The following is a 24,800-nucleotide window of genomic DNA, read 5'->3' as shown; positions in this document are numbered from 1 at the left end:
CGTTCACTTGACGAGCGGGAAGAGGATGGTCTCGCGGATGCCGAGACCGGTGACGGCCATGAGCAGCCGGTCGATGCCCATGCCCATGCCGCCCGTGGGCGGCATGCCGAACTCGAGTGCGCGGAGGAACTCCTCGTCGAGCCGCATCGCCTCGGGGTCGCCGCCGGCGGCGAGGCGAGCCTGCTCGACGAAGCGGTCGCGCTGCACGACGGGGTCGACGAGTTCGGAGTAGCCCGTGGCGAGCTCGAAGCCGCGGACGTAGAGGTCCCACTTCTCGACGACGCCGGGGATGGTGCGGTGCTGGCGCACGAGCGGCGAGGTGTCGAGCGGGAAGTCCATGACGAACGTCGGCCGTTCGAGGCCCGACTTGACGTGGTGCTCCCAGAGCTCCTCGACGTACTTGCCGGGGAGCGGGTGGTCGATCTCGATCTCGACGTCGTCGGCGAGCTCCTTCAGCCGCGACATCGGGGTCTCGGGGGTCACCTGCTCGCCGACCGCCTCCGAGAGGGAGTCGTACATCGACAGCCGCTCCCACTGGCCGCCGAGGTCGTACTCGGTGCCGTCGGCCCAGGTCACGACGTGCGAGCCCGACACGGCGAACGCGGCGTCCTGCACGAGCTGCTGCGTGAGGTCGGCGATGCCGTGGTAGTCGGTGTAGGCCTGGTACGCCTCGAGCATCGCGAACTCGGGGCTGTGCGTGGAGTCGGCGCCCTCGTTGCGGAAGTTGCGGTTGATCTCGTAGACGCGCTCGATGCCGCCGACGACGGCGCGCTTGAGGTAGAGCTCGGGCGCGATCCGTAGGAAGAGCTCGGTGTCGAACGCGTTGGAGTGCGTGACGAACGGACGCGCCGACGCACCGCCGTGCATGACCTGGAGCATGGGCGTCTCGACCTCGATGAAGCCGAGGCTCGAGAACGTCGCGCGCAGGCTCGCGTTGACCTTCGCACGGTCGACCACGTTGCGGCGGGCCTGCTCGCGCGCGATGAGGTCGAGGTACCGGCTGCGGACGCGGGTCTCCTCGGAGAGCTCGTTGTGCAGGTTGGGGAGCGGGTTGATGGACTTCGACGCCATCCGCCACTCGGTCACCATGATCGACAGCTCGCCGCGGCGGCTCGTGATGACCTCGCCGGTGACCGCGACGTGGTCTCCCAGGTCGACGAGCTCCTTCCACGCCGCGAGCGACTCCTCGCCGACCTCGCCGAGCGAGACCATCGCCTGGATGCGGCTGCCGTCGCCCGACTGCAGGGCGGCGAAGCACAGCTTGCCGGTGTTGCGGAGGTGCACGATGCGGCCCGCGAGCGAGACGGTCTCGCCGCTCCGCTCGTCGACGCCGAGCCCGACGAAGCGCGAACGCACCTCGGGGATCGTCGACGTGATCGGGACCGTCACCGGGTAGGCGCCCCCGCCGAGGCCGTCGGCCGACGCGATGAGTCGCTCGCGCTTGGCGAGTCGCACGGCCTTCTGCTCCGAGATCTCCTCGGCGGTGGGCTCGTGCGTGGTCTCGTCGGCCATGTGGTCTCCGGATGGTTCGGCGGGCATGCTGGCGCGGCATCCGTATCGAACGCCATGCTCCAGCGTAGTGCGCCGGAAAGCGCGCACCTGAGGGCGAGCCGGATGGCGCGACCCGCCGGCCACGTCAGCCGAGCGTGATCAGCCCGTTGTCGATCAGTCGCGTGGCGCCCACGCGGGCGGCGACCAGGACGCGCGCCGGGCCTGCCGCACCCTCGACCACCGGCAGGAAGGTCTCGGGGTCGACGACGACGAGGTAGTCGAGCTCGATGCCGTCGTGGTCGCCGAACGCACCGGCCGCCTCGGCGAGCACCTCGTCGAGTCCGTCGGCCGCGGCCGACTCGGCGGCGGCGAGTGATTCGGAGAGCGCGAGCGCGATGCGACGCTGCTCGGCATCGAGGTACCGGTTGCGGCTCGACATCGCCAGCCCGTCGGGCTCGCGCACCGTCGGAACGACCTCGACGCGCACCGGGAGGTCGAGGTCGCGCACCATCCGCTGGACGAGGAAGACCTGCTGGGCGTCCTTCTGGCCGAACAGCGCGTGATCGGGCTGCACGATGTGGAACAGCTTCGACACGACGGTGAGCACGCCGTCGAAGTGGCCCGGCCGCGATGCGCCCTCGTACAGGGTGCCCACGTGACCCGCGGTGACCCGGGTCTCGACCTCGCCGGCGGGGTACATCTCGGCCGCGGTCGGCGCGAAGACGAGCTCGACGCCGTCGCGTCCGAGCGCCGCGAGGTCGGACTCGAGCGTGCGCGGATACCGGTCGAGGTCCTCCCCCGCACCGAACTGGAGCGGATTCACGAAGATCGACACCACGACCACGTCGGCGATCTCGCGCGCGCGGCGCACGAGCGCGAGGTGGCCGTCGTGCAGCGCGCCCATCGTGGGCACGAGCGCGACCGTGCGGCCGTCTCGGCGGTGCGCGGCCACCGCCTCGCGGATGCCCGCGATCGTGCCGACCAGCCCGGGGGCGGATGCCACGGGGTCGGCCGTGCTCGTGGTCTCGCCCGTCACACCGCACCTCCCGACGGCCAATCGTCGTCGGCCCCGTCGATCGTAGCCGCCCCGTCGATGCCGACGCCCGGATCGTGGCGCGCGAGCGCGTTCTCGACCGCGCTGCGAACGAGCGGTGCGAGCACGGCGCCCGCGCGTTCGACGCCGATCCGCTCGAGGATGCCGGTCGCCTGGTCGACGATCGCGGTCGAGAACGACACCGCGGTGTCGATGGCCTCGGCGTATGCCGGCCGGTCCGCCTCTGCGATCACGATGGGCTCGCCGCCCATCTCGACGACGAGCGCCTGCGCGATCGGCAGGACCGGGGCGGGCGCGGTCACGGCGAACCAGGTGCCTGCGAGCCGGCCGAGGTCGATGCTCGTGCCGGTGAACGTCATGGCGGGATGGATCGCGAGCGGGATGGCGCCGGCCCGGAACGCGGGCTCGAGCACGTCGACTCCGAATCGGGCGGCCGTGTGCGCCACGAGCTGGCCGGGGCGCCAGGCGCCCGCCGTCGCGAGTCCGTCGACCAGCGAGGGCAGCTCGTCGGCGGGCACGGCCAGGAGCACGAGTTCGCTGCGCTCGACGATCTCGGGAATGCCGAGCACGGGCACCTCGGGCAGCATGGCTGCCGCGCGCTCGCGGCTCGCTTCGGACACGGCCGCGATGCCCGTCAGCGCGTGGCCGGCACCGCCGAGGGCCGAGGCCAGCACCGCGCCCACTCGACCGGCGCCGACCGTGCCGACGCCGAGCCGTCCGGCCCGCTGGTCAGCCCGCATCGGGTTCGGCCCCCCAGTGGTCGCTGCGGTCGCGGATGGCGTGCGTGACGGCGTCGGTCGCGATGAGCTGGAACGCGGCATCCGCATCGGCCCGGTCGAGCGCAGCGACCTGCGGCGTGATGGGCCCGGCGACGGTGTGCAGGCGCAACGAGGCGAGCCGCAGCCCGCGGAGCACCGGCCCGCGCGCGATTGCGACGGACTGCAGGCGCGCGAGCGGAACGAGCACGAGGCTCCGGACCAGCCAGCCTCGGCGCAGCAGCACGACGCCGCCCGCGACGGCGAGTCCGATACGACGCCAGGACGTCGGACGGATCCATGCCGCGCGCCGCGGCGCCGTGGTGAAGCCGTGCGCGTCGCCTCGCCCGGCCAGCCCGGCCTCGAGTGACTCGGCGAGGTGCGGTGCGGCGTCGGGGGCGAGGAGCCCCAGCACCCGCCGGACGTCGTCGGCGGTGCCAACCGGCAGTACGAGCGTGCGCTGGTTCGGATCCCCACTGCCGATCACGGGCTGGCCGGCGACGTTGACGCGAACCGTCCACCAGCCGAACGGTCGCCAGAGCAGCCACTGCGACGCCTCGACGGCGTGCACGCGACCGGGCGGGATCGTCTGGTTCGACGTCGAAAGCAGTCCCGAGCCGATCCGCACGCCGTCGGGTGTGCCCGCGATCGAGTAGCGCAGCGACTTGGTGATGCGCGTCCAGACGTAGCTGACGAGGCCGATCAGGGCGGGCACGAACGAGAACAGCAGCCACGGCTGGCCGGTCGCGACGCCGACGACGATGATGGCGACGAAGACCACGAACCAGACCATGGTTCCGCCGAGCAGGGTCGACGCGATCACCCGCGGCAGCGGGATGCGCACGACCGACTCGGGCGGTGCGAGCGACGGATCGAGCTCGGGTGCGAGGAACTCGTCGACGCGGCGGTTGACGAGGCCGCCCGCGCGTGCGGCGAGCGAGGGACCCGTGCCCTCGGCCGGTGCCGGCAGCCCGCCGGCGGCCTGGCCGTCGACGGCGGCTGCGGCATCCGGGACCGACGGCCCGGCGGCGGCGCGCCGCGCGCCGGACGCCAGGCGCAGCAGGTCGGCGCGCAGGCGATCGGCCTGCGCCGATCCGAGGTAGGACAGGTCGACGTTGCCGGACTGGCCGGCGACCGACACGTCGAGCTTCGCCGCGCCGAACAGCCGGGCGAACAGCGACCTCGTGACGTTGATGCCCTGGATCCGGTCGAGCCGCGCGCTCCGGTGCGAGCGGAACAGGATGCCGCTGCGCACCTCGAGCGCCTCTGGCGTGACGCGGAAGCTGTGCATGCGCCACGCGAGCCAGAAGCCGAGCACCACGAGCACGATCACGGCCGCGAGCCCGACGAGCACCCAGCCGACGAGACCGTTGGCCACGATGCCGGTGATCGGGTCTTCTGCCCACTCGCCCTCCCACTCGGAGGGGGCGAAGTCGCGATCGAGCTCACCCGGTGCGAAGAGCAGCAGGAACACCTCGACCAGGCGCTCGCGCAGGTTGGCGAGGAGGAAGCCGAGCACCGCGAGGAACACGAGGCCGCCGCGCAGCAGGGGGCTCGCGGGGTGGAGCCGGTGCCACTCGCCGTCGGCGAGGTCGCGAGTGGCGGCAAGTGGCTGGACCGTGCTCACCATGCGCCTCCGGTCGTGCCCGTGCTCACAGCCCCGCCCGGCGCGTCTCGGCGAGCGCGACGAGGTGGTCGCGCAGGTGCTCCGCGTCCTCGAGCGGCAGGCCGGGCAGGGTGACCGCGGTGGCGGCCGCGGCCGTCACGAACTTCAGGTCGGCCAGCCCGAGCGCCCGCGACACCGGACCTCGCGTGATGTCGACGAGCTGCATGCGCCCGTACGGCACGGCGACCTGCCGCTGGAACATGATGCCGCGACGGAAGACGAGGTCGTCGGCCCGCAGCAGGTAGCGGATGGAGCGCACGCGTCGCGGCTCGAGCGCGATGCCGACGAGCGCGAGCACGCCGACGCCGACCGCGATCCAGACCAGGAACGGCAGGTCGAGCCATGTGCTCGCGATGAGCAGCGCGGCGACGGCGATGCCCGCGCCGATGACCGAGCCGACCACCTCGACCACGACGTGCTTCGGCGAGACGCCGCGCCACGCGGGCTCGACGTTCGCGGATGCCTCGGCGGGCGCCACCGGCGGCACCGGATGGGCCGCAGGCGGCGCGGCCGGCAGCGGCACCTCGGCGGGCTGGGGAACGGCGGCCTGCTCGCGCTCGGACTCAGGCATTCGCCGCTTCCTCCTCGTCGTCGGGTTCGTCTGGCGGAAGCGTGCAGAAGTGCTCGGCGACGAGCCCGCCGGCGAGCAGCAGGGCAGCGCCGACCGCGGTGGCGACGCCCATCCAGATCGTGGCTGCGGGCGGCAGGACGCTCCGCGTGAGGAGGAAGGCCGTGATGCCGAGGCCGACGCCGAGGACGAGGGCGCCGGTGACACTGCTCGCCTTGGCGAGCACCGCGACGCGAGCCGCCCGGAACGGGTCGACGCGCCGGTCGGAGTCGCCGCGCACCGACTGGCGGATCGGCCACGCCATCGCGACGACGAGCACGGCCACGCCGACGAGCGTGATCGCCAGCGAGACCGGCGGCACGATGGCCGACGCGCCGCCGCTCACGAGCGCCAGCTCGGCCAGGTAGGCGAACGCGAGGCCGCCGACGGTGAAGGCGACGAGCGTGGAGGGGTGCGTGCGGTTCATCGCCGCACCACCTCGTCGGACGCGGCGGCGCGCAGGTCGGCGACGCGACCGCGCCCGGCGATCTCGGCGTCGGGTTCGACGTCGAGCCAGGGCTGGAGCACGAAGGCGCGTTCCCAGGCCCGCGGATGCGGCAGTACGAGCCGCTCGTCGTCGAGCTCGACGCCGTCGACGTCGATGAGGTCGAGGTCGAGCGTGCGATCGCCCCACCGCGTCTCTCGCGTGCGGCCGTGCACGAGCTCGATGCGCTGCAGCACGTCGAGCAGCGCGTGCGGGTCGAGCTCGGTCTCGACCACGAGCACCCCGTTGAGGTAGCGCGGCGCCGTCTCGTCGACGCCGTCGAGCTTCACCGCGGCGGTCTCGTACACGGGCGACACCGCGACGAGGCGCACGCCCGGACTGTCGGCGAGCTCGCGCGTGGCCGCGGTGATGGTGCCCTCGCGGTCGCCGAGGTTGGTGCCGAAGGCGATGATGGCGCGACTCACGTGCGGCTCCGCACGACGGTGACGGCCACGTCGTCGAACGGCACCTCGATGGGCGCCTGCGGCTTGTGCACCGTCACGGTCGCCTCGTCGACACCGTCGAAGCCGAGCGCGACACCGGCGACGCGCTCGGCGACGGTCTCGATGAGGTCGACGGGGTCGCGCTCGACGGCGCGCGCGACGGCGACCGCGAGCTCGCCGTAGTGCACGGTGCGGGCGAGGTCGTCACCGGATGCCGCGGCGGCGAGGTCGACGGCGACCGTCACGTCGATCACGAACTCCTGCCCCTCTTCGCGCTCGAACTCGAAGACGCCGTGGTGCGCGCGGACCCGGATCCCGGTCACGGAGATCCGATCAGGAGTGCTGGCCACGTCGTCCACTCTGCCATGCACGGGCGACGTCGAGCGCGACTCGCGTCGAGGCGACGTCGTGCACGCGGACGCCCCACACGCCGGCCTGCGCGGCGAGCGCGCTGATCACCGCGGTCGGGAGGTCGCGCTGCTCGACCGGAGCGCCGTCGGGCAGCAGCGCGCCGAGGAACCGCTTGCGGGAAGCGCCCACGAGGATCGGGTAGCCGAGCGCCGCGAGCACATCGAGGTCGGCCAGGAGCGCCCAGTTCTGCGGCCCGCGCTTCGAGAAGCCGAGGCCCGGGTCGAGTATGAGGCGATCGGCGGCGACACCGGCGTCGAGGAGCGCGTCGACACGGCGCGCCAGCTCGTCACGGACCTCGAGCGCGACGTCGGCGTACTCCGACAGCTCGTCCATCCGGTCGGAGTGCCCGCGCCAGTGCATCGCGACGTACGTCGCGCCCGACTCGGCGGCGATGCGGGCCATCGCCTGGTCGGCGAGGCCGGCGGAGACATCGTTGATGATCTCGGCGCCCGCCTCGACGGCGGCGGCCGCGGTCGAGGCCCGCATCGTGTCGACGCTGACGCGCAGGCCCCGACCCGCGAGCTCGCGGATCACCGGGAGGACGCGTCGCAGCTCCTCATCGGGGTCGACGCGCGCCGCGCCGGGGCGCGTGGACTCGCCGCCCACGTCGAGTACGTCGGCACCCTCGGCCGCGAGCTCGAGCCCGTGCGCGATCGCGGCATCGGCGTCGAACCAGCGCCCGCCGTCGCTGAACGAGTCGGGCGTGACGTTCACGACGCCCATGATCAGCGGGTCGGCGGACCCGGCGCGGGTCGCTCCGGGCACGCCGGCGGGCTCAGACACCGCGGCCCGACCCGATGAGGGCGATGACCTCGGCACGTGCGGCGGATTCGGCGAGCGCACCGCGGCTCGCGACGGTCACCGTGCTGCTGTGTTCCTGGCGCACGCCGCGCGTCGTCACGCAGCTGTGCACGGCGTCGAGCACCACCAGGACGCCGCGCGGCGCGAGCCCGGCCTCGAGTGCGTCGGCGATCTCCTCGGCGAGCCGTTCCTGCAGCTGCGGTCGGCTCGCGAGGGTGTCGACGACCGCGGGGATGCGGCCGAGCCCGACGACCTTCGCCCCGGGCAGGTAGGCGACGTGCGCGGTGCCGATGAAGGGCAGCAGGTGGTGCTCGCAGACCGACCGGAAGTGGAGGTCGCGCAGCACGATCGCATCGCCCGTGGCGGGCTCGCCGTCGTCGGCCGCGCCGAGCTCGACCGAATCGGCGAGGTGCGCCTGCGGGTCGGCGCCGATGCCGCTGAAGAACTCCTGGTACGCCTCGGCGACCCGGGCAGGGGTGCGTTCGAGCTCCGCGCGATCGGGGTCCTCGCCGATGGCGAGCAGCAGCTCGCGCACGGCGCGCTCGATGCGGCCGGTGTCGACTCCCGTCATGGCAGCCTCCTCATCGCGGGCTCACGCCGTGGCGGGACGCGGCTTCGTGCGCGGCGTGCGCGACGCCTTCGCCTCCTCGACGGGCTTGCCCGAGTCGACGCCGCCGTCGACGGCGCCCTGGTCGATCGGCGCCTTCCCGTTCGGGAACTGGATCGGCGGACGGTCGGACACGGGCCGCTTGTCGCTCGAGAGCCACAGCGGGCGCGGCGGCAGCTTGCGGACGTCCTTGAAGATCGCGGCGATCTGGTGCTGGTCGAGCGTCTCGTGCTCGAGCAGTTCGGCCGCGAGCCGGTCGAGGATGTCGCGATTGTCGTTGAGCACCTGCCACGCCTCGTCGTGGGCCTGCTCGATGAGGGTGCGCACCTCGATGTCGACCTTCTCGGCGATCTCCTCGGAGTAGTCGCGCTGGTGGCCCATGTCGCGACCGAGGAACACCTCGCCCTGCGACTGGCCGAGCTTGACCGCGCCGACGTTCGCCGACATGCCGTACTCGGTCACCATCTTGCGCGCCGTCGAGGTGGCCTTCTCGATGTCGTTCGAGGCGCCCGTCGACGGGTCGTGGAACACGATCTCCTCGGCGACGCGGCCGCCCATCGCGTACGTGAGCTGGTCGAGCAGCTCGTTGCGCGTGACGGAGTACTTGTCTTCGAGCGGCAGGACCATGGTGTAGCCGAGGGCGCGACCGCGCGGAAGGATCGTGATCTTGGTGACGGGGTCGGTGTAGTTCATCGCCGCCGCCGCGAGCGCGTGTCCGCCCTCGTGGTACGCGGTGATGAGCTTCTCCTTGTCCTTCATCACGCGCGAGCGCCGCTGCGGGCCGGCGATGACGCGGTCGACGGCCTCGTCGAGCGCGCGGTTGTCGATGAGCTGCGCGTTCGAGCGCGCCGTGAGCAGCGCGGCCTCATTGAGCACGTTGGCGAGGTCGGCACCCGTGAAGCCCGGCGTCTTGCGCGCGAGCACCTCGAGGTCGACGCCGTTGGCCAGCGGCTTGCCCTTCGAGTGCACCTCGAGGATCTTCTGGCGGCCCTTGAGGTCGGGCGCGTCGACGCCGATCTGGCGGTCGAACCGGCCCGGACGCAGCAGCGCCGGGTCGAGGATGTCGGGCCGGTTGGTGGCCGCGATGAGGATGACGTTCGTCTTGGGGTCGAAGCCGTCCATCTCGACGAGCAGCTGGTTCAGGGTCTGCTCGCGCTCGTCGTGGCCGCCGCCGAGACCGGCGCCGCGGTGGCGGCCGACCGCGTCGATCTCGTCGACGAAGATGATGGCCGGCGCGTTCTGTTTGGCCTGGTCGAAGAGGTCGCGCACTCGGCTCGCGCCGACGCCGACGAACATCTCGACGAAGTCCGAGCCCGAGATGGAGTAGAACGGAACGCCCGCCTCGCCGGCGACGGCGCGCGCGAGCAGGGTCTTGCCGGTGCCGGGCGGGCCGTACAGCAGCACGCCCTTGGGGATCCGCGCGCCGACGGCCTGGAACTTGGCCGGGTCCTTCAGGAAGTCCTTGATCTCGTGGAGCTCCTCGATCGCCTCGTCGGCGCCCGCGACGTCCTCGAAGGTGACCTTCGGGCTCTCCTTCGAGACGAGCTTGGCCTTCGACTTGCCGAACTGCATGACGCGGTTGCCGCCGCCCTGCATGCCGGAGAGCATGATCCAGAAGAAGAGGCCGATGAGCACGAGCGGCAGCAGCACGCCGAGCATCGAGAGGAACCAGTTCGGCTGCGGCACCTCGTCGTCGTAGCCGTCCGCAGGGTTCGCGGCGTCGACGGCGTTGATCACGTCTTCGCCGCGCGGAGTGACGTAGTAGAACTGCACCTGCGTGCCGAGGTCCTTCTCGGCCTCGGTCAACGTGAGGTCGACGCGGTTCTCGACGTCGACGATCTTGACCGAGGCCACCTTGCCCTGGTCGAGCAGTTCGAGGCCCTTCTGGGTGGAGACCTCACGGAAACCCGACTGGGTGATGAGGCTCGATCCGATCCATACGGCGACGATCGCGAGCACGATATAGAGGATCGGCCCACGCAGGATCTTCTTCAGGTTCATGGTGCTTAGCAGGCTACCCTCCCGCCGCTGGGCGCCGGCTCCCTGTTCGCTGAAAGCGCGAGCCGGCTACGCGGGCGGCTCGCGGAACGGCGCTCCCGGCTCCCGCGTCTGCCACTGGCCGAGCCGGTCGTCCATGTCGATCTCGGCCTGTTGCGCGCTGGGGGTGTACCCGAGCACGACGGGGAGGAACCGGTCGCAGGTCAGCGCCTGCAGCCTGAGGTCGCTCGTCGCCACGACCGTCGCCGTGCGGCGCGTGCGTCGGAGCAGTGCGATCTCGCCGAACCCCTCCCCCGGTCCGAGCGCGGCCACGACCCGCCCGTCGCCGACCACGTCGGCTTCGCCCGACTCGATCACGTAGAACCGGTCGCCCACGTCCCCCTGGTCGAAGACCGAGACGCCCGCGCGGTACGCGACGGGCTCGAGCCCGCGGGCGAGCTGCTCGATGGAGGGCAGCGGCAGCGCCTGCAGCATCGGCACCTGCTGGAGCAGCGAGACGTGGACGTCGAGATCGCCGACCGTGCGGTCGAGGGCTCGGAGCCGCCACCACGACGCCGCGGCGAGCAGCGGGCAGACGAGCCCGATCGCGATCAGCGCGGCCTGCACGCCCAGCCATTCGACCAGTGCCGACGCGACGACCGCGCCGATCCCGACGAACACCGCGACCAGGCTCTCGAGCACGCCGAAGATGCGGGCCAGCACCTCGTCCGGTGCCATCCGCGCGATGAGGGTGAACCCGGCGACGTCGACGAGGGCGTTGCCGACGCCGACGAACGAGAGCAGGACCAACGCGATCGCCTGCTGCGGGAAGACGCCGATGAGCGCGATCGGGAGTCCCCACAGCGCGATCCCGACGGCGTACCACCCGCCGAGCCGACCCGTGCCGACGAGCAGCGACGCGCCGAGCGAGCCGAGGACGGCGCCGACCCCGACGGCGGTCATCAGCGCACCGACCCCGGGTTCACCCGTGCGCAGCAGCTCGATCGCCACCACGACCGAGAGCACCGTCAGCGCGCCGCGCGTGAGGGCCTGGGCCGCCGCGAGCCCGAGGATCAGCAGCAGGTCGCGATTGCCGGCGACCGCGCGCAGCCCCTCGGCCGCCTCCTTGGCCAGGTTGGGGCGACTCGGCGCCGGCGGGCGCGGCGGCGCCTCGTACCGGAGGCCGATGAGCAGGGCGGCGGCGGCGAACGACGCGGCGGCCGCAACGGCGAACACGACGTCGACGCCGGCGAACTGGAGCAGCACCGCCGCGAGCAGCGGGCCCACGAGCGTGGCGGCGGAGTCGAGCAGCCCGCGGACCATGTTCGCGCTTGCGAGCTCGTACCCGGTTCGGCACAGCGAGGGCAGCAGGGCCGAGTGCGCCGGGCGGTAGAGGGTCGCGGCGATCGTCGAGACGACCGCGAGGGCGTAGATGACGGCCGCCGGGCCCGCCATCGCGACGACCACCGCGGCGGCCGCCGTCGCCGCGCCGCGCACGATCGACACCAGGACGAGCACCCGCTCCCGCCGTCCGCGGTCGGCGATCGGCGACAGCAGCGGCGCGAAGATCGCCGACGGGACCATACGCAGGAGCCCCACGAGGCCGACGGCGAGCGCGCCGCCGTCGCGGTAGGCGACGATCCCGAGCGCGACCGTGAACGCCCACTCGGCGGTCCAGGCCCCGAGGAAGCTGAGCTGCGCACGGCGCAGGTCGGGGTTGCGCCAGTTGCTCGCGAACGCCGCGCCGGCTCCGCGCAGTCTGCTCCGACGCCCCCCGTCGCCCATGGGTCGACTCTAGGTCCTGATGGGGTCCCGTTTCGAGAGGTCGTGATCGGCGGCGCTCGCCGACCGCACCTCAGCTGTAGACGTGCGGCGCCAGGATCGCGACATCCTGCAGGTTGCGGTACCGCTCGGCGTAATCGAGTCCGTACCCCACGACGAACTGGTTCGGGATGTCGAAGCCGAGGTATCGCACGTCGACCTCGACCTTCGCGGCATCGGGCTTGCGGAGCAGTGCGCAGATCTCGACCGAGGCGGCGCCGCGCGATTCGAGGTTGCCGCGGAGCCAGCTCAGCGTGAGGCCCGAGTCGATGATGTCCTCGACGATGAGCACGTGCCGGCCGGTGAGGTCGGTGTCGAGGTCCTTGAGGATGCGGACGACGCCGGAGGACTGCGTGCCCATGCCGTACGACGAGACCGCCATCCAGTCCATCGTGACGTGCGGCCGCAGTTCGCGCGCGAGGTCGGCCATGACCATCACGGCGCCCTTGAGCACGCCGACGAGCAGGATGTCGCGACCCTCGTAGTCGGCCTCGATCTGCCGTGCGAGCTCGGCGAGCTTGTCGCGGATCTGCTGCTCGGTCACGAGCACCTCGGTGAGGTCGGCCTCGATCTCGCGCGATTCCATCCCGGGCTCCTCCTGCTGGTCGTGGGCGAACCGGATGGCACGAGCCTAGTCCGCGCGCGATCGGGCCCTCAGCGCGCCGTGAACTCGATGCGCCCGCCCACACGCTCGGCGCGGCATCCGGGCAGGTCGATCGGCCCCTGCCCGTGCCAGCCGGTCACGAGACGCGCGACCTCGAGCGTGTGCCGCCGGGTGAGCGCGACGCCGAACTCGCTCGCGACGACGTGGCGGATGATGCGCTGCCGGAGCGCGGCGGGGTTCGCGGCGAGCGCGGCGACCGATACGGCGATGCCCGCTTCGGCGGGTTCGCAGATCTCCTCGATGAACTCGTCGATCTGCTCGGCGAACGCCTGCTCGTCCTCGCGGAGCTGCTCGGCGGTCCGCGCGAGCGCCTCGGCGACGCCGGGTCCGAGCTCGTCCTCGAGCGCCGGCAGCACGCGCTCGCGCACCCGCACGCGCGCGTACGCGGGATCGACGTTGTGCGGGTCGTCCCACGGCGCGAGACCGGCGTCGAGGCAGGCCTGCCGCGTGGTCGCCCGCCGGATGCCGAGCATCGGGCGCGCGTACGGACCCGATCGCGGCGGCATCCCGGCGAGGCTGGCCGTGCCGGAGCCGCGAGCGAGGCCGAGCAGCACCGTCTCGGCCTGGTCGTCGAGCGTGTGGCCGAGCAGCACGAGCTCAGCTCCGGCGTCGCGTGCGGCCGCGTCCAGGGCGGCGTACCGGGCGGCGCGTGCGGCACCCTCGGGACCCGCGCCGCCGGGTGCGGCGGTCGCGTCGACCCGGACGACCAGCACCGGGTCGAGTCCGAGTTCCCGGGCGACGGATGCCGCGGCATCCGCCTGCTGGGAGGACCCCGGCTGCAGCCCGTGGTCGACGACGACCGCGCCGGCGCGCCATCCGGCCCGCGGCGCCTCGAACGCCGCGCCCGCGGCGAGCGCGAGCGAGTCGGCCCCGCCCGAGAGGGCGACGAGCGCGAGAGGAGCATCCTCGCGCGGCACCAGCACCCCGCGCACCGCGCGTCGCACGTCGGCGATCGGCGGCGTCAGGCGTGGACGGCGCTCGGAGGGCATCACGTAACCTTATTCCGGCCATCCGGGCGCGAGCGCGCCATCCGGAAACGAGGAGAACAGCATGGGCGAGTACGCCGCCGTCATCGAGATCCCCAAGGGGAGCCGCAACAAGTACGAGGTCGACCACGAGACCGGCCGGGTCTTCCTCGACCGCGTGCTCTACACCAACTTCGTCTACCCGACCGACTACGGCTTCTTCGAGGACACGCTCGGCGACGACGGCGACCCGCTCGACGTGCTCGTCCTCACCCAGTACCCGCTCTTCCCGGGCGTGGGCGTGAAGGTGCGTCCCGTGGGCGTCTTCCACATGACCGACGACGGCGGCGGCGACGCGAAGGTCATCGCGGTGCCCGCGGGCGACCCGCGCTGGGACTCCATCCAGGACGTCGACTCGATCCCCGAGTACACGAAGAAGGAGATCGAGCACTTCTTCGAGCACTACAAGGACCTCGAGCCCGGCAAGTGGGTCAAGACCGAGGGCTGGGCCGACGCGGCCGAGGCGGAAGCGCTCATCGCGAAGGCCATCGAGGCGTTCCCGGGCCACGGCCACTGACATCGAGCGGATGTCGCGACATCCGCTGCACGCACCGAGGGGGCGAGCCGAACGGCTCGCCCCCTCGTCGTCTCGCCGAGTGCGCGCTCAGCCCAGGTACACGCCGCGCGCGGCCATGAACGGGACCGGATCGATCCGACTCCAGCCGTCGTAGACCTCGAAGTGCAGGTGGCAGCCGGTGGACGCACCGGTCGTGCCGCTCGAGGCGATCACCTCGCCCGAGCTCACCCACTGTCCGTAGCCGACGAAGAGCCCGCCCTCGCGGATGTGCGCGTAGCCCGTGTAGATGCCGCCGCCATGGCTGATCTTGACGAAGTTGCCGTAGCTCCCCGACCAGCCCGAGTAGACGACGGTGCCCGAGTACGCGGCGCGGATGGGCGCCGAGCAGCCGGTTGCGATGTCGGTGGCGTAGTGGAACGGGTTCGAGCAGTAGCCGCCGCCGCAGATCACCTGACGTGGGCCGTAGTTGCCCGAGATCCACCCGTAGGCGGGCTTGGACCAGCCTGATGAGGACGGCGCGGCACCGCCGCCGCCACCTCCGCCACCGCCCCCGCCGCCACCTCCGGCGGCGGCCGCGGCCGCCGCCTCGCGCCGGCGTCGCTCCTCCTCGGCCTTGCGGCGGCGCTCCTCTTCCGCCTTGCGGATGCGCTCGCCCTCCTGGTACGCCGCCGTGGTCTTCGCCTCGGTGTCGCGGAGGAACTTGAGCTGCTGGTCGAGCTCGATCTTCTTCGACTCGGACTCGGCGAGCGCCGCCTCGGCGGCGGCCTGTGCGGCCTGCGCGGCGGCGAGCGCCTCCTCGGCGGCGATGCGCAGCTTCTCGCGCTCGGCGCGGGCGACCTCGGCCTGATCGGCGAGCGACTGTGCGGTGTTCTGGGATTCCTGCGCCTGCGCGTAGATGTCGGCGGTGCGCTCGACGAGCTTCTCCATCGAGCCGAGCTTGGCCAGCAGCTCGTCGGTGCGCCTCGACTCGCCGGCGTCGAGCATGAGGTTCACGCCGAGGTCGGAACCGCCCGTGCGGTAGAGCTGGGCCGCGAGCTGGCCCGCGTTGCGCTCGGCCGTGGCGGCCTCGGCTGCGGCCGCGTCCGCCTGGGCCTGGATCTCGTTCGCCCGCCGGACGGCATCGTCGTACTGCTGCTGCGCGACGAGCAGTTCCTCGGTTCGCCGCTCGGCCTCGGCGCGGGCGACCGCGACGTTCTCCTCGAGCTGTGCGATGAGCGAGATGATCTGGTCGACGGCCTTCTTGGCGGCGGCGGTGTTCGCCTTCGCCTTCTGCACCTCGTCCCACGTCGGGTAGTCGGCCGCGACGGCCGGCGCGGGCACCGGATCGGCGACGATCCCGCCGGTCGCCGCGATGGCGAGCGCGAGCACGGCGGCGAAGGCGCGCAGGCGCGAGCCCACCCGTCCGATCCCTCGGCGCTCCGCGGTTCGCGACATGATTCCCCATCCGTGCGGGCCGGATCGGCACCGCGCTCGTGCGTCTCGTGCGGGCAGTGGCCCTGCCACGCTAGGTTCGCCGAGGTCCCGAACCGGGCATTTCGCCCCGCGTGGCGCGTCTGCGCGGCGTCGTTTTGGAATCTCGCGCGCGACCGCGTATGCTCTCTACTCGGCGGTCGAGCCCCTGGCACGACCGCTCCGGATCACTCCGGCCCCATCGTTTAGCGGCCTAGGACACCGCCCTTTCACGGCGGCAGCACGGGTTCGAATCCCGTTGGGGTCACTCGGTGGGTCGGGTACAATTGAACAGCTTCTTTACGAGGCCCTGTGGCGCAGTTGGTTAGCGTGCCGCCCTGTCACGGCGGAGGTCGCGGGTTCAAGTCCCGTCAGGGTCGCTCAGGCGACAAGCCCTTCTCTTTCGAGCGAGGGCTTTCTCCTTATCGAGGCACTCGTTCCGATTCGTCGGGCCGATGTCGCGAGGCTCTGTAGCTCAGTTGGTAGAGCGTTCGACTGAAAATCGAAAGGTCACCGGATCGATGCCGGTCGGAGCCACAAGTGAAACCCCCGGGCGACCGGGGGTTTTCTTGTTTCAGCGGGTCATTCCGCGAGGCCGCCGGTGAGGCCGTGCCATTAATGTGCCATTAAGGGTTCGCCTGGTTCGGCGTTGTGCCACTTCCGGTTCTGGTTGGGCCGCCCTGACGCCGCTCTTGTCGGCGCTCTGGTCGGTTCTCGCGTCGACGCTCTCGTCGGCTCGCTTGAGCGCGTCGTTGAGAACGGCACCGGCTCGGAGCGCGACTCCTTCGCGGGCACGCGAGTAGCGCTCGGTGACCTGGAGGCTCGAGTGGCCGAGGGTCGCCTGCACGTCGGGCGCGGTGGCGCCAGCGTCGAAGAGGATCGTCGCAAACGTGTGCCGCAGGTCGTGGATGCGCAGGTCGGGCCGACCGATCGCCTCGCGGAGTTCTTCCCAGCTCACGGCGCGACGAGCATTGTGGTTCGTGAGTCGCCCGCCGTCGGGTCCGTCGAAGAGCAGGTCGCTCCCCCGCTTGCCGCGCGCGGCGGCTTCAGCGTACGGGCGCAGGGCGTCGATCAGCGGGACATCCCGTGACTTGTGACTCTTGGGCGACTGCTCGATGAGCTCGCCGCGCATGCCCGGACTCAGCGAGCGACTGACCCGGATGACGCCGCGCCCGAAGTCGACGTCGCCGACTCGCAGCGCGGTCGCCTCGCCCGCGCGCATGCCCGTGTAGACGAGGGCGGCGAAGTAGCGGCGGTAGACGCCGTCGGGAATGAGGTCGAGCAGAGTGGCTATCTGCTCGAGCGTGAGCGCCCGCGACACCGGCGAGATCGACTCGCGCATGCTCGGCCGCTTCACTTCGCGGGCCGGGTTGTAGTCGATGAACCGCGAGCGCCGGGCGCCGTCGAGCAGGCGCGAGAGCACCGCAAGCGCGTCGTTCTTGGCGGATGCCCCGCCCGACCAGGCGACCATCGCCGACTCGATCATGGGCGAGGTGATCTCGTCGAGTCGGTGCCGGCCGAGGCTCGGCTTCACTCGGAGGCGCCAGGCGACGCCGTAGCTGCGAGCGGTCGCCGGACGGATGGAGGACTCGATCGCGGGCCAGTACCTATCGTGCCACTGGTCGAGCGTCATCGACCCGTTCGGGTTGCGGCCCGCGACCATCTTCGCGAGTTCGCGCTTGGCCTCGGTGAGCGTCAGGAACGTGCGGGACCGCTCGGCTGCGCCGCCCTCGACGCTCGGCCCGACGACGCGGATCTGGTAGCGCTGACGGTCGGCGCGCCAGCGAATGCCCTCGGGCAGCGGCCGACCCGTGCGCGGATCGACCCGCGACGGGGTGTCCTTCGTCGGCCGCCCCGCCATCAGTGTTCCGTTCCACCCCGCGCGAGCAGCTCGTCGATCGTGTCGGCGCTCCAGAGCAGGTGCTTGCCCATGCGTGCGTCGGGCTCGGGAATGAGCCCGTCGTGGCGCAGTTTGTCGAAGCTCGAGACCGGGATGCGACACCGCTCGGCCGCCTCGACTCGGCTCAGGTACTCCACCCTCCACGCGGTGTCGACCATGACGCTCCCCCTCGACTCTTCGGCCGCCGGCTGGCATCTCGTGCATGCCGACCCACGCGCGGCTATTTGCAAGTACCTGAGATTATCACCGCGACGCGGGTTTCGGCAAGTACCTGAGTTGTGTGGCTAGACTCGTCGCATGCTGGACTCCCCGCACCGCCCAGGCGACCAGACATATGACGGCCTGCTGCTCGCCGAAGACCTACCCGAGGGCTGGAACCTGCCGAGCCGGTTTCCCGGCGAGCGCGACGACGACGCGAGCGCGCAGATCGACGCGGTGCTCGGGTACGACGACAGCGCCACGACCGAGTCGCAAATGAACGCCCACCGCACCTCCGACGAGAACGGGACGATGGATGGACGCTGGCGCTACCTCGAGCACGAGGCCACGCATACCCGCGTCATGATCCGCCTTCAGCGCCAGCTCTTCGCCGTGCCCGAGGAGATCCGCATCACCGGCGTGATCTACCTCCCCTGGCGCCCGGGTGACCCGATCACGAGCCAGCTCCTTCGCGAGCTGCCGACCGCCCGCATCGAGGCCGCGATCAACAAGCGCCTCTTCGCGATGAAGCGCAGGGAGACGATCACCGGCGGCAAGATCGTGCTGCCCTCAGGCCGGAAGGTCAGCGAGCGCGACCTGCTCAAGCCGCTCGGCGACCCGAAGAAGGTGCCGGACTTCTACGAGCTGGTCGCGCTGCAGCACGGTCGCCTCACACAACAGGGCGACGCAAACCCGAGCGCGACGATGGCGGAGATCAACGGCGTCGCCCTTTCCACCGCCCAAGGCTGGATCACGAAGGCTCGCGATCGCGGATTGCTACCGCCAGGGCGGCGCGGACGAGCGGGCTAGCTGGGCGGGGTGACGTCGGCCGAGTAGTCCCCGACCGCTCGAGGCTTCGGCCGCAGGGTCATGCGGATGACTCGCCCACTCATCGTCAGACCCCGATGGGGTGGTGGGGCATTGACCCCGAACATGAGGCGTCCACCCCAGAACTTGCGAAGCTCCTCAAAATCCACATCCAGGCTCAAATCCAGGCTGTCGGGACTCGTTTGGTCCCTGACTAGCGAAGCGAGACGGTGCCATTCGTGCTCCACGTTCCGCAGTTCGGATCCCGTGTACGGCCACGAGTACAGCGGCTCATCTGTTGAAGACAGCTCGAACGCCGACGCCGCCAAAGCGTCGAGTGTAGAGGGACGACCGAACAGGAACTCGGTGGCCGAGCGGGCGATCGAATCGTTCAAGGCTTCGAAGTCGACTTCGTTCCACACGTGCTCAATAATCGCGGTCCACCGATCGTCAACGAATCGACCCACAGTCCGGCTGTCGCGAGGGAAAATGCCAATCACCGCTCGAGGATCGGCAGGTACAGCCCAGCCCCTCTCCCCGCCATTCACGTCCCTCATCGGGAGAATGCCTAGGTCGTTTCCAACCACCTGCCTTCCGTCCACGCGATGGAAAACCACCCAGCGAGCACACGCAACTGGCGCGAGACGGCGTTGGAACTCGAGAACGCGCCCACCATTGGGATCCGTATACTCGGCCAACTCGGGCCCACTCCGACTCCGAAATCTCCTGTCAAACTCACGACCCCGGACAAAGAGGGACGCCACATAGGGCACAAGGACACGCGCCCAGTCCTCAAATCCAATCGCGACGCCGTCTACTAACTGGTCCAAGACTTCCGTTAGCCGGCCCTCGTATGCCCACAGTTCGTCAGTCGTCCGGTCGGCACCGATCGCATACAGGTCGTTTGCGAACGCAAAACCTCGCGGTGCGGCCATCCGCGAACTCCCCCATCCTTTGCGCAATAATCCAACAGACCGGTCGCGATACGAGCCCTGAGACTCTGCGGAAAATCGGCCGATGAGTGCGGCCGGGATAAAATGATCCTTCGCCATGGTGCCGTCAGTCTCTCAGGCGAGGGGCACCCATTGCCCTCCCATCGGCGGGCGCGTTATGCGCTCTGCCGATCAACGTGACGTCCCTACCAAGAGCACTCGCGGCCACGGCCGATTCCTCGTTGCATGATCGCCGGCATTGGTGAAGACGCCGGACGCCCGCTCCTATCAACGCTGTGGCCAGACCTGATCGGGGTCGAGCTTCAAGTTGCGATCTCGAGCGAGTTCGGCCAGCGTGCGCGCGGCCACCTCATGCGCAACCTCGCGGAAGGGGCCGTTGCCTGAGACGTTTGGAAGAAGCAACGCGTCGATCGATGAGCGTCCTCGCCCGAGGCGCGAGAAGTCCATCGCCTGCCGTGGCATCTCATCGGGGCGAATACCGAGCGCGCGCATAAGCACGAGATCGGTAACCGAGGATCGCGGGGGCCAACGCTGCTCGTACATGGGCGGCCACAACGGCGTCACCGCTGCGCGCAGAACACCCAGACCGGCATGTGCCCGAAACGCGAAGTCGTGGGTTGCGACGACGATGACCACCTCCCGAAGCCAGAAGATTACGAGGTGGCCCAGTGCACCCCCAGCAAGGTCGTGCATGTAGGACGATGCGACCGGGCCTGTCGAGGAGAACTCACGTTGCTGCTCGACATTCACTGCCGCGACGAATAGGGGCAGGTCATCCAAGCCGCGACGACGAAAAGATCTCGCGAGCTCTCGATCGATCGGAAGCAACTCTCCGGTGACAACCTCGCCGCGCACGATTGCGGCTGCCAATGCCCACTGCGCAACGTCCTTCTTCGTGCGCTCACCGAGCTCGATGTCATCCTCACGCGTGATCATGCTCGCGACGACCGGCGCTGCCTTGTCTTCTAGTGCGCTCATCCAGCCGTTATTGCATGGCCCGCAAAGCACCTTGGGTTGAACTGAAAGCGTGTGCGCTCCACGCTCCCACGTCCGCTGCTCGGCGTGCCTGGGATAGGACTGCCTGAAATCGATTCGGGTGATCATGTCACGCGAGGTGGCGCCGGAGGGCAGAACATCGCGGATAGCACGAGCGATAACGTGCGCGCGAGTGACAGGGCTGCCATCGCACAGCACACAACGATTTCGAGCACTCGCACCACTGGCACTGTCTCCTGCCATGGATCGAGAGTAAGCCCGCCCTGCGTCACCACGGCCGGCGCGACACACCGCTCCAAGTCCGGCTCCACAACACAGGAGCGGATTCAAACCTGTCTACGCATGAATGGACGTATGCTACCGTAGGTAGTTGCAAGAACCTGAGCTAGCTCGGAGGAAGGCGATGCGAGGTGGAGTGATCCTGTACCGGGGTTCTGGGGCCGACGCGCGCCGGTACCTCGAATCCGATCGCTCCCGCGCCGACGACTACTACCTCGAGGGCGGCACGGCGCTAGCCGAGTTCTCTGTCGTTGACGACAACGGCGACCTGGTCGGCGAGGGCGCGCTCACCCCCGACCAGTACGCCCAGTGGGTCGACTGGATCAACCCACTTACCGGGGAGTCGATGGGCACGCCCCGCCACGCCGGCGACGCGCGCCACGGATCACCGCGGTTCGCGGAGATGGTCGTCAACGCGCCGAAGTCGCTGTCGATCGCCGCGGCGCTGCATGCCGAGGTATCCGATGCCCTCGATGCGGCGCAGCGCGACGCGGTCGCCGAGATCCGCGTCTGGCTTGGCCAGCACTCGGTCACGCGAGTCGGCCCGCGCGGCGCGCAGCGGGTGGTGCCGGTCGAGCAACTCGAGACAGTCGCGGTCTCGCATAAGACCTCGCGGGCCGGCGACCCGCACCGGCACATCCACTTCCAGATCGGCACACGAGTGTGGGCGGATGCCGCATGGCGAGGTCTCGACACCGCGGCGCTATTCCGGCAGCAAGGTGCGATCCGCGCGCTCGGCACGGCCGTGATTGCGGCGCATCCGCGGCTCGCAGCCGCGCTCGATGCGCATGGCCTGACGCTCGATCCGGTGACGGCCGAGGTCACGGAACTGCAGCCGTTCAACACCGCGATGAGCAAGCGTGCCGAGCAGGTTGCGCGCAACCTGGCGCGCTTCGAGAAGGAATGGCACACGGCGCATCCGCACCAGGAACCCGGACCCGCCGCGATGTCGCGACTGACCGCGATGGCGTGGGATCACGAGCGGCCGCATAAGAAGCCGACCCAGCTCGGCAGCGAGGATGCGTGGCGACGCGAGCTCGAGGCATCCGGCTATCGACCTGATCTCAAGCGCGTACGGGCGCAACGAGCCATCGCGCTTGATGAGCTGAGCATGCAGGATGTCGCGTCCCGCGCGCTCGATCGATGCGCGGCCGCCGCGTCGACGTGGACGGTGCACGACATCCAGGAGCACGTGTCGCACCTGGTCACAGAGACCGGCGTTCGTGCTGAACCGACGCCGCTGCGCGAGTTCGTCGCGCTAGCTAAGGACCTCGCGACGGACGGCTGCGTGTCGGTGCTCCCGCCTGACGGACCGCGTCCCGAGCACGTCGCGCACCTCACGAGCGTGCACGTCATCGCCGTCGAGACGCGGCTGCGTGATCTGCTCACGGCCCGGGCAGAGCGGCCGCAGGCGCGCACACCGGACCTGTCGCGCATCGCGCATCGTCTCCAACTCGACCCTGCTCAGGCGCGCGCGGCAGCGGCCGCGGTATCCGCGCAATCGCTCGTCGTCGTGGAGGGCGCAGCCGGCGCAGGCAAGACGACGATGCTCGCCGCCGCGATCAAGGCGTCGGCAATGCAAGGTCGCAAGACCCGCGTGGTCACGCCGACCAAGAAGGCGGCGGACGTTGCGCACCAGGAGCTCGGGGTTGCGGCCGATAGCGTCGCCAAGCTCGTGCATGAGCACGGGTGGCGGTGGAATCGCGACGGCGTTTGGATGCGGCTCGCCATCGGCGACCACGACCCCGACAAGGATGCCGAGTACGCGGGCCCCGCGGCATCCGCTCGACTGCGCCGCGGCGAGCGAATCGTCGTCGACGAAGCGGGCATGCTCGATCAGGACACCGCGCTCGCGTTGCTCACCATCGCCGACGAGACAGGCGCTACGGTCGCCCTGGTCGGCGACCGTGCGCAACTCTCGGCGGTCGGCCGCGGTGGCGTGCTTGAGATGTCCGCGCAGCTGCTCCCCCGCGTGCATCGCATGACGGCCGTGCACCGATTCGTCGACCCGGAGTACGCCACGCTCACCGTGCAGATGCGGCGCGGAGATCGTCCGGAGGGGGTCTTCGATCGGCTGTGCGCGCTCGGACTCGTTTCGATTCACGAAAGCCCGGCTGCGCAGCTCGAGGCGCTCGCTGGCGAGTGGCGCGAGGGTTGCGCGATGACCGTTGCGACGAACGACGAGGCGCGCGAGCTGAACGCGCGGATTCGCGAGGAGCGAGTGCGCGTCGGCGACGTGGATGACGGCCGCACAGTGGTCGGGAGCGATGGTCTGAGCATCGGGCGCGGTGATGTGATTCAGAGTCGGCGGAACGACTCGGGTGTGCGGGTGGCGAACCGGCAGATGTGGGTTGTTCGGCGCGTGGACGAGGATGGCTCAGTGTGGGCGACGGAGCGTGTCGTCGGCCATCGGCCACGATCAGTGCGAGTGCCAGCCGAGTACGTCGCCGAGCACACGCATCTCGCGTACGCCGCGACGGCGCACGGGGTGCAGGGCATGACGGTGGGCGAGTCGCACACGGTGGTCGGCGATGCGATGGGGGCGGCGGGCGTCTACGTGGGGTTGACTCGCGGGCGGCACTTGAACCGCGTGCACCTGGTGGCAGCGGGCGTGGATGAGGCACGCGAGCAGTTCGTGGTCGCGCTGGATCGAGATCGTGCCGACCGTGGGCTCGCGAAGGCGACTGAGGCTGCTCGCGATTCCGTATGGGGGCTCGCGACCGGCTCCGTACGGAGGCGGGCGTCGCAAGTTGGGCCCAGCCGATAAGCACCCGATGGCCGCTCAACCTGGCCGTTTGCGCTGAGCGGTGATGTCCGGTTCGGTTGTCGAGACGCGGGCTTATCCGATCACCACAAATCGAGCCGCCGGCCAGCACCTAGATAGATCTGGATCAGCGCTCCGTTGCCCGCCGTTTTGTCTCGTCGCTGGAGCCGCTGCCGTGCCAGTGCTCGGCGTTGGCGTCCTTCCAGCGCTTCGCTCGCTCTTCGGCCGGTGTCGTGTTCTCGGCGGCGGCATCGCTGGTCGCGTCACCGTCGAGCGTGCCTCCGTCCGTCTCCCAACGTTCGTCCGCGAGTGCGCCCTCTTTGCGCGTGCGCTTCGACATAGCCCTATTCCTCCGCTACTCATAGGTGGATCGATGCGGCCGGAAGTCGATCCGCGCTGCGGCAGCGACCACTGCGGCGGCTCTGCTGGTCTCTACGCGCACCTGCTCGGCCGCGGTCTCGTCTCGACGGACCTTCTCGGCTGCGGCCTGTGCCCCGATGTCCGCGAGGATCTGGCCAATCATCTGGGCAAGCCCAGCGGCAAGCTCATCGAGGTTCGTGCGCTCGATGATCAGCCGACGGTCGGCGACACGCAATCCGACATCGGGGTAGCCCGCTTCGACCAGCCTCGCGTGAACGGCTGGTTGCTCGAGCAGTTTGAGCTCACGCGGGTCCGGTCGTCGCGTGAAGACCGCGGCGACGTCATACCGGGCCGCCGCGTCTGGCGTGCCAAGATCGGCCGGCAACTCGTTCACGAGGATGTGACTGACCCCGAACTCCTCGTTGGCGTCGGGGGTCATCACATGCCCGCTTTACGAGCGGGAACCCACGACGCGCGCACGCTGTCGGCCCACCGCGTCACGCTCGACGGATGGCCGTCGAAGTGCACCCAGAACGCGTGAGCGCGGGCGATCATGGATGCCTCGACCCGAAGCGCAGCGCCTGCCGCGCCACCCGGCACAATCTGATAAATGTTCACGTTCTTAGAGTAGGTGTCGCGGATGTGAGCGCCCACAGGTTCGCACCGGCATAGCCTGCACGCGGAATGCGAACGGGGATGGATCACTCGCCGTGGGAGTTGTCAAGGACCTCTCGTCGTGGCCCCATTCTTCGTACTCTTCTAGTGTGTGGA

General features: G+C 70.4%; 25 protein-coding genes and 3 tRNA genes. 6 read left to right on the top strand and 22 right to left on the bottom strand.

Annotated features, from left to right (window positions below; translation table 11 throughout):
* Positions 1–3: 3 nt before the first annotated feature.
* The 14 genes from lysS to tilS all read right to left on the bottom strand — a co-directional run bounded on the left by lysS (position 4) and on the right by tilS (position 13,770).
* Positions 4–1,512, bottom strand: a complete 1,509-nt coding sequence (lysS, locus tag BLT99_RS00530; RefSeq protein WP_092668374.1) for a lysine--tRNA ligase — start codon at positions 1,510–1,512, stop codon at positions 4–6.
* 124 nt (positions 1,513–1,636) lie between these two features.
* Entirely contained in the window at positions 1,637–2,527 is an 891-nt protein-coding gene (gene panC / locus BLT99_RS00525; protein WP_371874211.1) for a pantoate--beta-alanine ligase, read from the bottom strand.
* Positions 2,524–3,285, bottom strand: a complete 762-nt coding sequence (locus BLT99_RS00520; RefSeq protein WP_092668372.1) for a Rossmann-like and DUF2520 domain-containing protein — start codon at positions 3,283–3,285, stop codon at positions 2,524–2,526. Before BLT99_RS00520 ends, panC begins: the two co-directional genes overlap by 4 nt.
* The gene (locus BLT99_RS00515) at positions 3,275–4,927 is read right to left on the bottom strand and encodes a PH domain-containing protein (RefSeq protein WP_166670894.1); all 1,653 of its coding nucleotides are present in this window, start codon (positions 4,925–4,927) and stop codon (positions 3,275–3,277) included. Before BLT99_RS00515 ends, BLT99_RS00520 begins: the two co-directional genes overlap by 11 nt.
* 25 nt (positions 4,928–4,952) lie before the next feature.
* Positions 4,953–5,537, bottom strand: a complete 585-nt coding sequence (locus BLT99_RS00510; protein WP_092668369.1) for a PH domain-containing protein — start codon at positions 5,535–5,537, stop codon at positions 4,953–4,955.
* Positions 5,530–6,000, bottom strand: a complete 471-nt coding sequence (locus BLT99_RS00505) for a DUF3180 domain-containing protein (protein WP_092668367.1) — start codon at positions 5,998–6,000, stop codon at positions 5,530–5,532. The genes BLT99_RS00510 and BLT99_RS00505 overlap by 8 nt, the downstream gene beginning before the upstream one ends.
* Positions 5,997–6,482 (bottom strand): 2-amino-4-hydroxy-6-hydroxymethyldihydropteridine diphosphokinase, encoded by a 486-nt coding sequence (gene folK / locus BLT99_RS00500; protein WP_092668365.1) that lies wholly within the window; start codon positions 6,480–6,482, stop codon positions 5,997–5,999. The genes BLT99_RS00505 and folK overlap by 4 nt, the downstream gene beginning before the upstream one ends.
* The gene (folB, locus tag BLT99_RS00495; protein WP_197675511.1) at positions 6,479–6,850 is read right to left on the bottom strand and encodes a dihydroneopterin aldolase; all 372 of its coding nucleotides are present in this window, start codon (positions 6,848–6,850) and stop codon (positions 6,479–6,481) included. The genes folK and folB overlap by 4 nt, the downstream gene beginning before the upstream one ends.
* Positions 6,834–7,634 (bottom strand): dihydropteroate synthase, encoded by an 801-nt coding sequence (gene folP, locus BLT99_RS00490; RefSeq protein ID WP_092675344.1) that lies wholly within the window; start codon positions 7,632–7,634, stop codon positions 6,834–6,836. The genes folB and folP overlap by 17 nt, the downstream gene beginning before the upstream one ends.
* Positions 7,635–7,686: 52 nt before the next feature.
* Positions 7,687–8,283, bottom strand: coding sequence for a GTP cyclohydrolase I (gene folE, locus BLT99_RS00485; protein WP_092668361.1), 597 nt, complete (start codon positions 8,281–8,283; stop codon positions 7,687–7,689).
* Between the two features lie 21 nt (positions 8,284–8,304).
* The gene (gene ftsH / locus BLT99_RS00480) at positions 8,305–10,320 is read right to left on the bottom strand and encodes an ATP-dependent zinc metalloprotease FtsH (RefSeq protein WP_092668359.1); all 2,016 of its coding nucleotides are present in this window, start codon (positions 10,318–10,320) and stop codon (positions 8,305–8,307) included.
* A 66-nt stretch (positions 10,321–10,386) separates the two neighbouring features.
* The gene (locus BLT99_RS00475; RefSeq protein WP_092668357.1) at positions 10,387–12,081 is read right to left on the bottom strand and encodes an MFS transporter; all 1,695 of its coding nucleotides are present in this window, start codon (positions 12,079–12,081) and stop codon (positions 10,387–10,389) included.
* A gap of 70 nt (positions 12,082–12,151) precedes the next feature.
* Positions 12,152–12,703 (bottom strand): hypoxanthine phosphoribosyltransferase, encoded by a 552-nt coding sequence (gene hpt, locus BLT99_RS00470; protein ID WP_092668355.1) that lies wholly within the window; start codon positions 12,701–12,703, stop codon positions 12,152–12,154.
* Between the two features lie 68 nt (positions 12,704–12,771).
* Positions 12,772–13,770 (bottom strand): tRNA lysidine(34) synthetase TilS, encoded by a 999-nt coding sequence (gene tilS, locus BLT99_RS00465; protein ID WP_092668353.1) that lies wholly within the window; start codon positions 13,768–13,770, stop codon positions 12,772–12,774.
* Between the two features lie 61 nt (positions 13,771–13,831).
* Between tilS and ppa the strand changes: the two genes are divergently transcribed.
* The gene (gene ppa, locus BLT99_RS00460; protein ID WP_092668351.1) at positions 13,832–14,323 is read left to right on the top strand and encodes an inorganic diphosphatase; all 492 of its coding nucleotides are present in this window, start codon (positions 13,832–13,834) and stop codon (positions 14,321–14,323) included.
* A gap of 87 nt (positions 14,324–14,410) precedes the next feature.
* Here the strand turns inward: ppa and BLT99_RS00455 are convergent, their stop codons facing one another.
* Entirely contained in the window at positions 14,411–15,757 is a 1,347-nt protein-coding gene (locus BLT99_RS00455) for a M23 family metallopeptidase (protein WP_092668349.1), read from the bottom strand.
* A gap of 210 nt (positions 15,758–15,967) precedes the next feature.
* Here BLT99_RS00455 and BLT99_RS00450 point away from each other — a divergent pair.
* The 3 genes from BLT99_RS00450 (at position 15,968) to BLT99_RS00440 (ending at position 16,309) form a co-directional block, all read left to right on the top strand.
* Positions 15,968–16,040: transfer RNA gene (locus BLT99_RS00450), tRNA-Glu, on the top strand.
* Between the two features lie 38 nt (positions 16,041–16,078).
* Positions 16,079–16,152 (top strand) — tRNA-Asp (locus BLT99_RS00445).
* A gap of 84 nt (positions 16,153–16,236) precedes the next feature.
* A tRNA-Phe gene (locus BLT99_RS00440) sits at positions 16,237–16,309 on the top strand.
* 37 nt (positions 16,310–16,346) lie between these two features.
* Here the strand turns inward: BLT99_RS00440 and BLT99_RS00435 are convergent.
* Together BLT99_RS00435 and BLT99_RS17525 are read right to left on the bottom strand one after the other, a co-directional pair.
* Positions 16,347–17,633 carry a tyrosine-type recombinase/integrase gene (locus BLT99_RS00435; RefSeq protein WP_157674902.1) on the bottom strand — a complete coding sequence of 429 codons (1,287 nt, stop codon included), beginning with the start codon at positions 17,631–17,633 and terminating at the stop codon, positions 16,347–16,349.
* Complete coding sequence (locus BLT99_RS17525; RefSeq protein WP_136710117.1) at positions 17,633–17,830, bottom strand: helix-turn-helix domain-containing protein; 198 nt, start codon at positions 17,828–17,830, stop codon at positions 17,633–17,635. The genes BLT99_RS00435 and BLT99_RS17525 overlap by 1 nt, the downstream gene beginning before the upstream one ends.
* Before the next feature lie 139 nt (positions 17,831–17,969).
* Between BLT99_RS17525 and BLT99_RS00430 the strand changes: the two genes are divergently transcribed.
* A complete protein-coding gene (locus BLT99_RS00430) occupies positions 17,970–18,680 on the top strand; it encodes a hypothetical protein (RefSeq protein ID WP_092668345.1) in 711 nt (236 codons plus the stop codon).
* Here the strand turns inward: BLT99_RS00430 and BLT99_RS00425 are convergent.
* Positions 18,677–19,099, bottom strand: a complete 423-nt coding sequence (locus BLT99_RS00425) for a hypothetical protein (protein ID WP_133988493.1) — start codon at positions 19,097–19,099, stop codon at positions 18,677–18,679. The genes BLT99_RS00430 and BLT99_RS00425 overlap by 4 nt on opposite strands.
* Positions 19,100–19,897: 798 nt before the next feature.
* Positions 19,898–20,869 carry a hypothetical protein gene (locus BLT99_RS00420; protein ID WP_133988494.1) on the bottom strand — a complete coding sequence of 324 codons (972 nt, stop codon included), beginning with the start codon at positions 20,867–20,869 and terminating at the stop codon, positions 19,898–19,900.
* A 172-nt stretch (positions 20,870–21,041) separates the two neighbouring features.
* Here BLT99_RS00420 and mobF point away from each other — a divergent pair, with 172 nt between their 5' ends.
* The gene (gene mobF, locus BLT99_RS00415; RefSeq protein ID WP_229724472.1) at positions 21,042–23,672 is read left to right on the top strand and encodes a MobF family relaxase; all 2,631 of its coding nucleotides are present in this window, start codon (positions 21,042–21,044) and stop codon (positions 23,670–23,672) included.
* 124 nt (positions 23,673–23,796) lie between these two features.
* On the opposite strand, the gene BLT99_RS00410 is transcribed toward mobF, so the two are convergent.
* The 3 genes from BLT99_RS00410 to BLT99_RS17520 are packed head-to-tail and all read right to left on the bottom strand — an operon-like array spanning position 23,797 to position 24,647.
* Positions 23,797–24,009 carry a hypothetical protein gene (locus BLT99_RS00410; RefSeq protein WP_092668337.1) on the bottom strand — a complete coding sequence of 71 codons (213 nt, stop codon included), beginning with the start codon at positions 24,007–24,009 and terminating at the stop codon, positions 23,797–23,799.
* Between the two features lie 15 nt (positions 24,010–24,024).
* The gene (locus tag BLT99_RS00405; protein WP_092668335.1) at positions 24,025–24,468 is read right to left on the bottom strand and encodes a hypothetical protein; all 444 of its coding nucleotides are present in this window, start codon (positions 24,466–24,468) and stop codon (positions 24,025–24,027) included.
* Entirely contained in the window at positions 24,468–24,647 is a 180-nt protein-coding gene (locus BLT99_RS17520; protein WP_133988495.1) for a hypothetical protein, read from the bottom strand. Before BLT99_RS17520 ends, BLT99_RS00405 begins: the two co-directional genes overlap by 1 nt.
* Positions 24,648–24,800 lie beyond the last annotated feature (153 nt).

The organism is Agromyces flavus (assembly GCF_900104685.1).
Lineage (GTDB): Bacteria > Actinomycetota > Actinomycetes > Actinomycetales > Microbacteriaceae > Agromyces > Agromyces flavus.
This window is presented reverse-complemented; position numbering and strand designations above follow the sequence as displayed.

What these genes read in the sequence shown, in the direction of transcription:
- lysS (WP_092668374.1), bottom strand. Translation starts at nt 1,512, where the DNA reads ATGGCCGACGAGACCACGCACGAGCCCACCGCCGAGGAGATCTCGGAG.
- BLT99_RS00520 (WP_092668372.1), bottom strand. Translation starts at nt 3,285, where the DNA reads ATGCGGGCTGACCAGCGGGCCGGACGGCTCGGCGTCGGCACGGTCGGC.
- BLT99_RS00510 (WP_092668369.1), bottom strand. Translation starts at nt 5,537, where the DNA reads ATGCCTGAGTCCGAGCGCGAGCAGGCCGCCGTTCCCCAGCCCGCCGAG.
- BLT99_RS00505 (WP_092668367.1), bottom strand. Translation starts at nt 6,000, where the DNA reads ATGAACCGCACGCACCCCTCCACGCTCGTCGCCTTCACCGTCGGCGGC.
- folP (WP_092675344.1), bottom strand. Translation starts at nt 7,634, where the DNA reads ATGGGCGTCGTGAACGTCACGCCCGACTCGTTCAGCGACGGCGGGCGC.
- folE (WP_092668361.1), bottom strand. Translation starts at nt 8,283, where the DNA reads ATGACGGGAGTCGACACCGGCCGCATCGAGCGCGCCGTGCGCGAGCTG.
- ftsH (WP_092668359.1), bottom strand. Translation starts at nt 10,320, where the DNA reads ATGAACCTGAAGAAGATCCTGCGTGGGCCGATCCTCTATATCGTGCTC.
- BLT99_RS00475 (WP_092668357.1), bottom strand. Translation starts at nt 12,081, where the DNA reads ATGGGCGACGGGGGGCGTCGGAGCAGACTGCGCGGAGCCGGCGCGGCG.
- hpt (WP_092668355.1), bottom strand. Translation starts at nt 12,703, where the DNA reads ATGGAATCGCGCGAGATCGAGGCCGACCTCACCGAGGTGCTCGTGACC.
- tilS (WP_092668353.1), bottom strand. Translation starts at nt 13,770, where the DNA reads ATGCCCTCCGAGCGCCGTCCACGCCTGACGCCGCCGATCGCCGACGTG.
- ppa (WP_092668351.1), top strand. Translation starts at nt 13,832, where the DNA reads ATGGGCGAGTACGCCGCCGTCATCGAGATCCCCAAGGGGAGCCGCAAC.
- BLT99_RS00455 (WP_092668349.1), bottom strand. Translation starts at nt 15,757, where the DNA reads ATGTCGCGAACCGCGGAGCGCCGAGGGATCGGACGGGTGGGCTCGCGC.
- BLT99_RS00435 (WP_157674902.1), bottom strand. Translation starts at nt 17,633, where the DNA reads ATGGCGGGGCGGCCGACGAAGGACACCCCGTCGCGGGTCGATCCGCGC.
- BLT99_RS17525 (WP_136710117.1), bottom strand. Translation starts at nt 17,830, where the DNA reads ATGGTCGACACCGCGTGGAGGGTGGAGTACCTGAGCCGAGTCGAGGCG.
- BLT99_RS00430 (WP_092668345.1), top strand. Translation starts at nt 17,970, where the DNA reads ATGCTGGACTCCCCGCACCGCCCAGGCGACCAGACATATGACGGCCTG.
- BLT99_RS00420 (WP_133988494.1), bottom strand. Translation starts at nt 20,869, where the DNA reads ATGGCAGGAGACAGTGCCAGTGGTGCGAGTGCTCGAAATCGTTGTGTG.
- BLT99_RS00410 (WP_092668337.1), bottom strand. Translation starts at nt 24,009, where the DNA reads ATGTCGAAGCGCACGCGCAAAGAGGGCGCACTCGCGGACGAACGTTGG.
- BLT99_RS00405 (WP_092668335.1), bottom strand. Translation starts at nt 24,468, where the DNA reads ATGACCCCCGACGCCAACGAGGAGTTCGGGGTCAGTCACATCCTCGTG.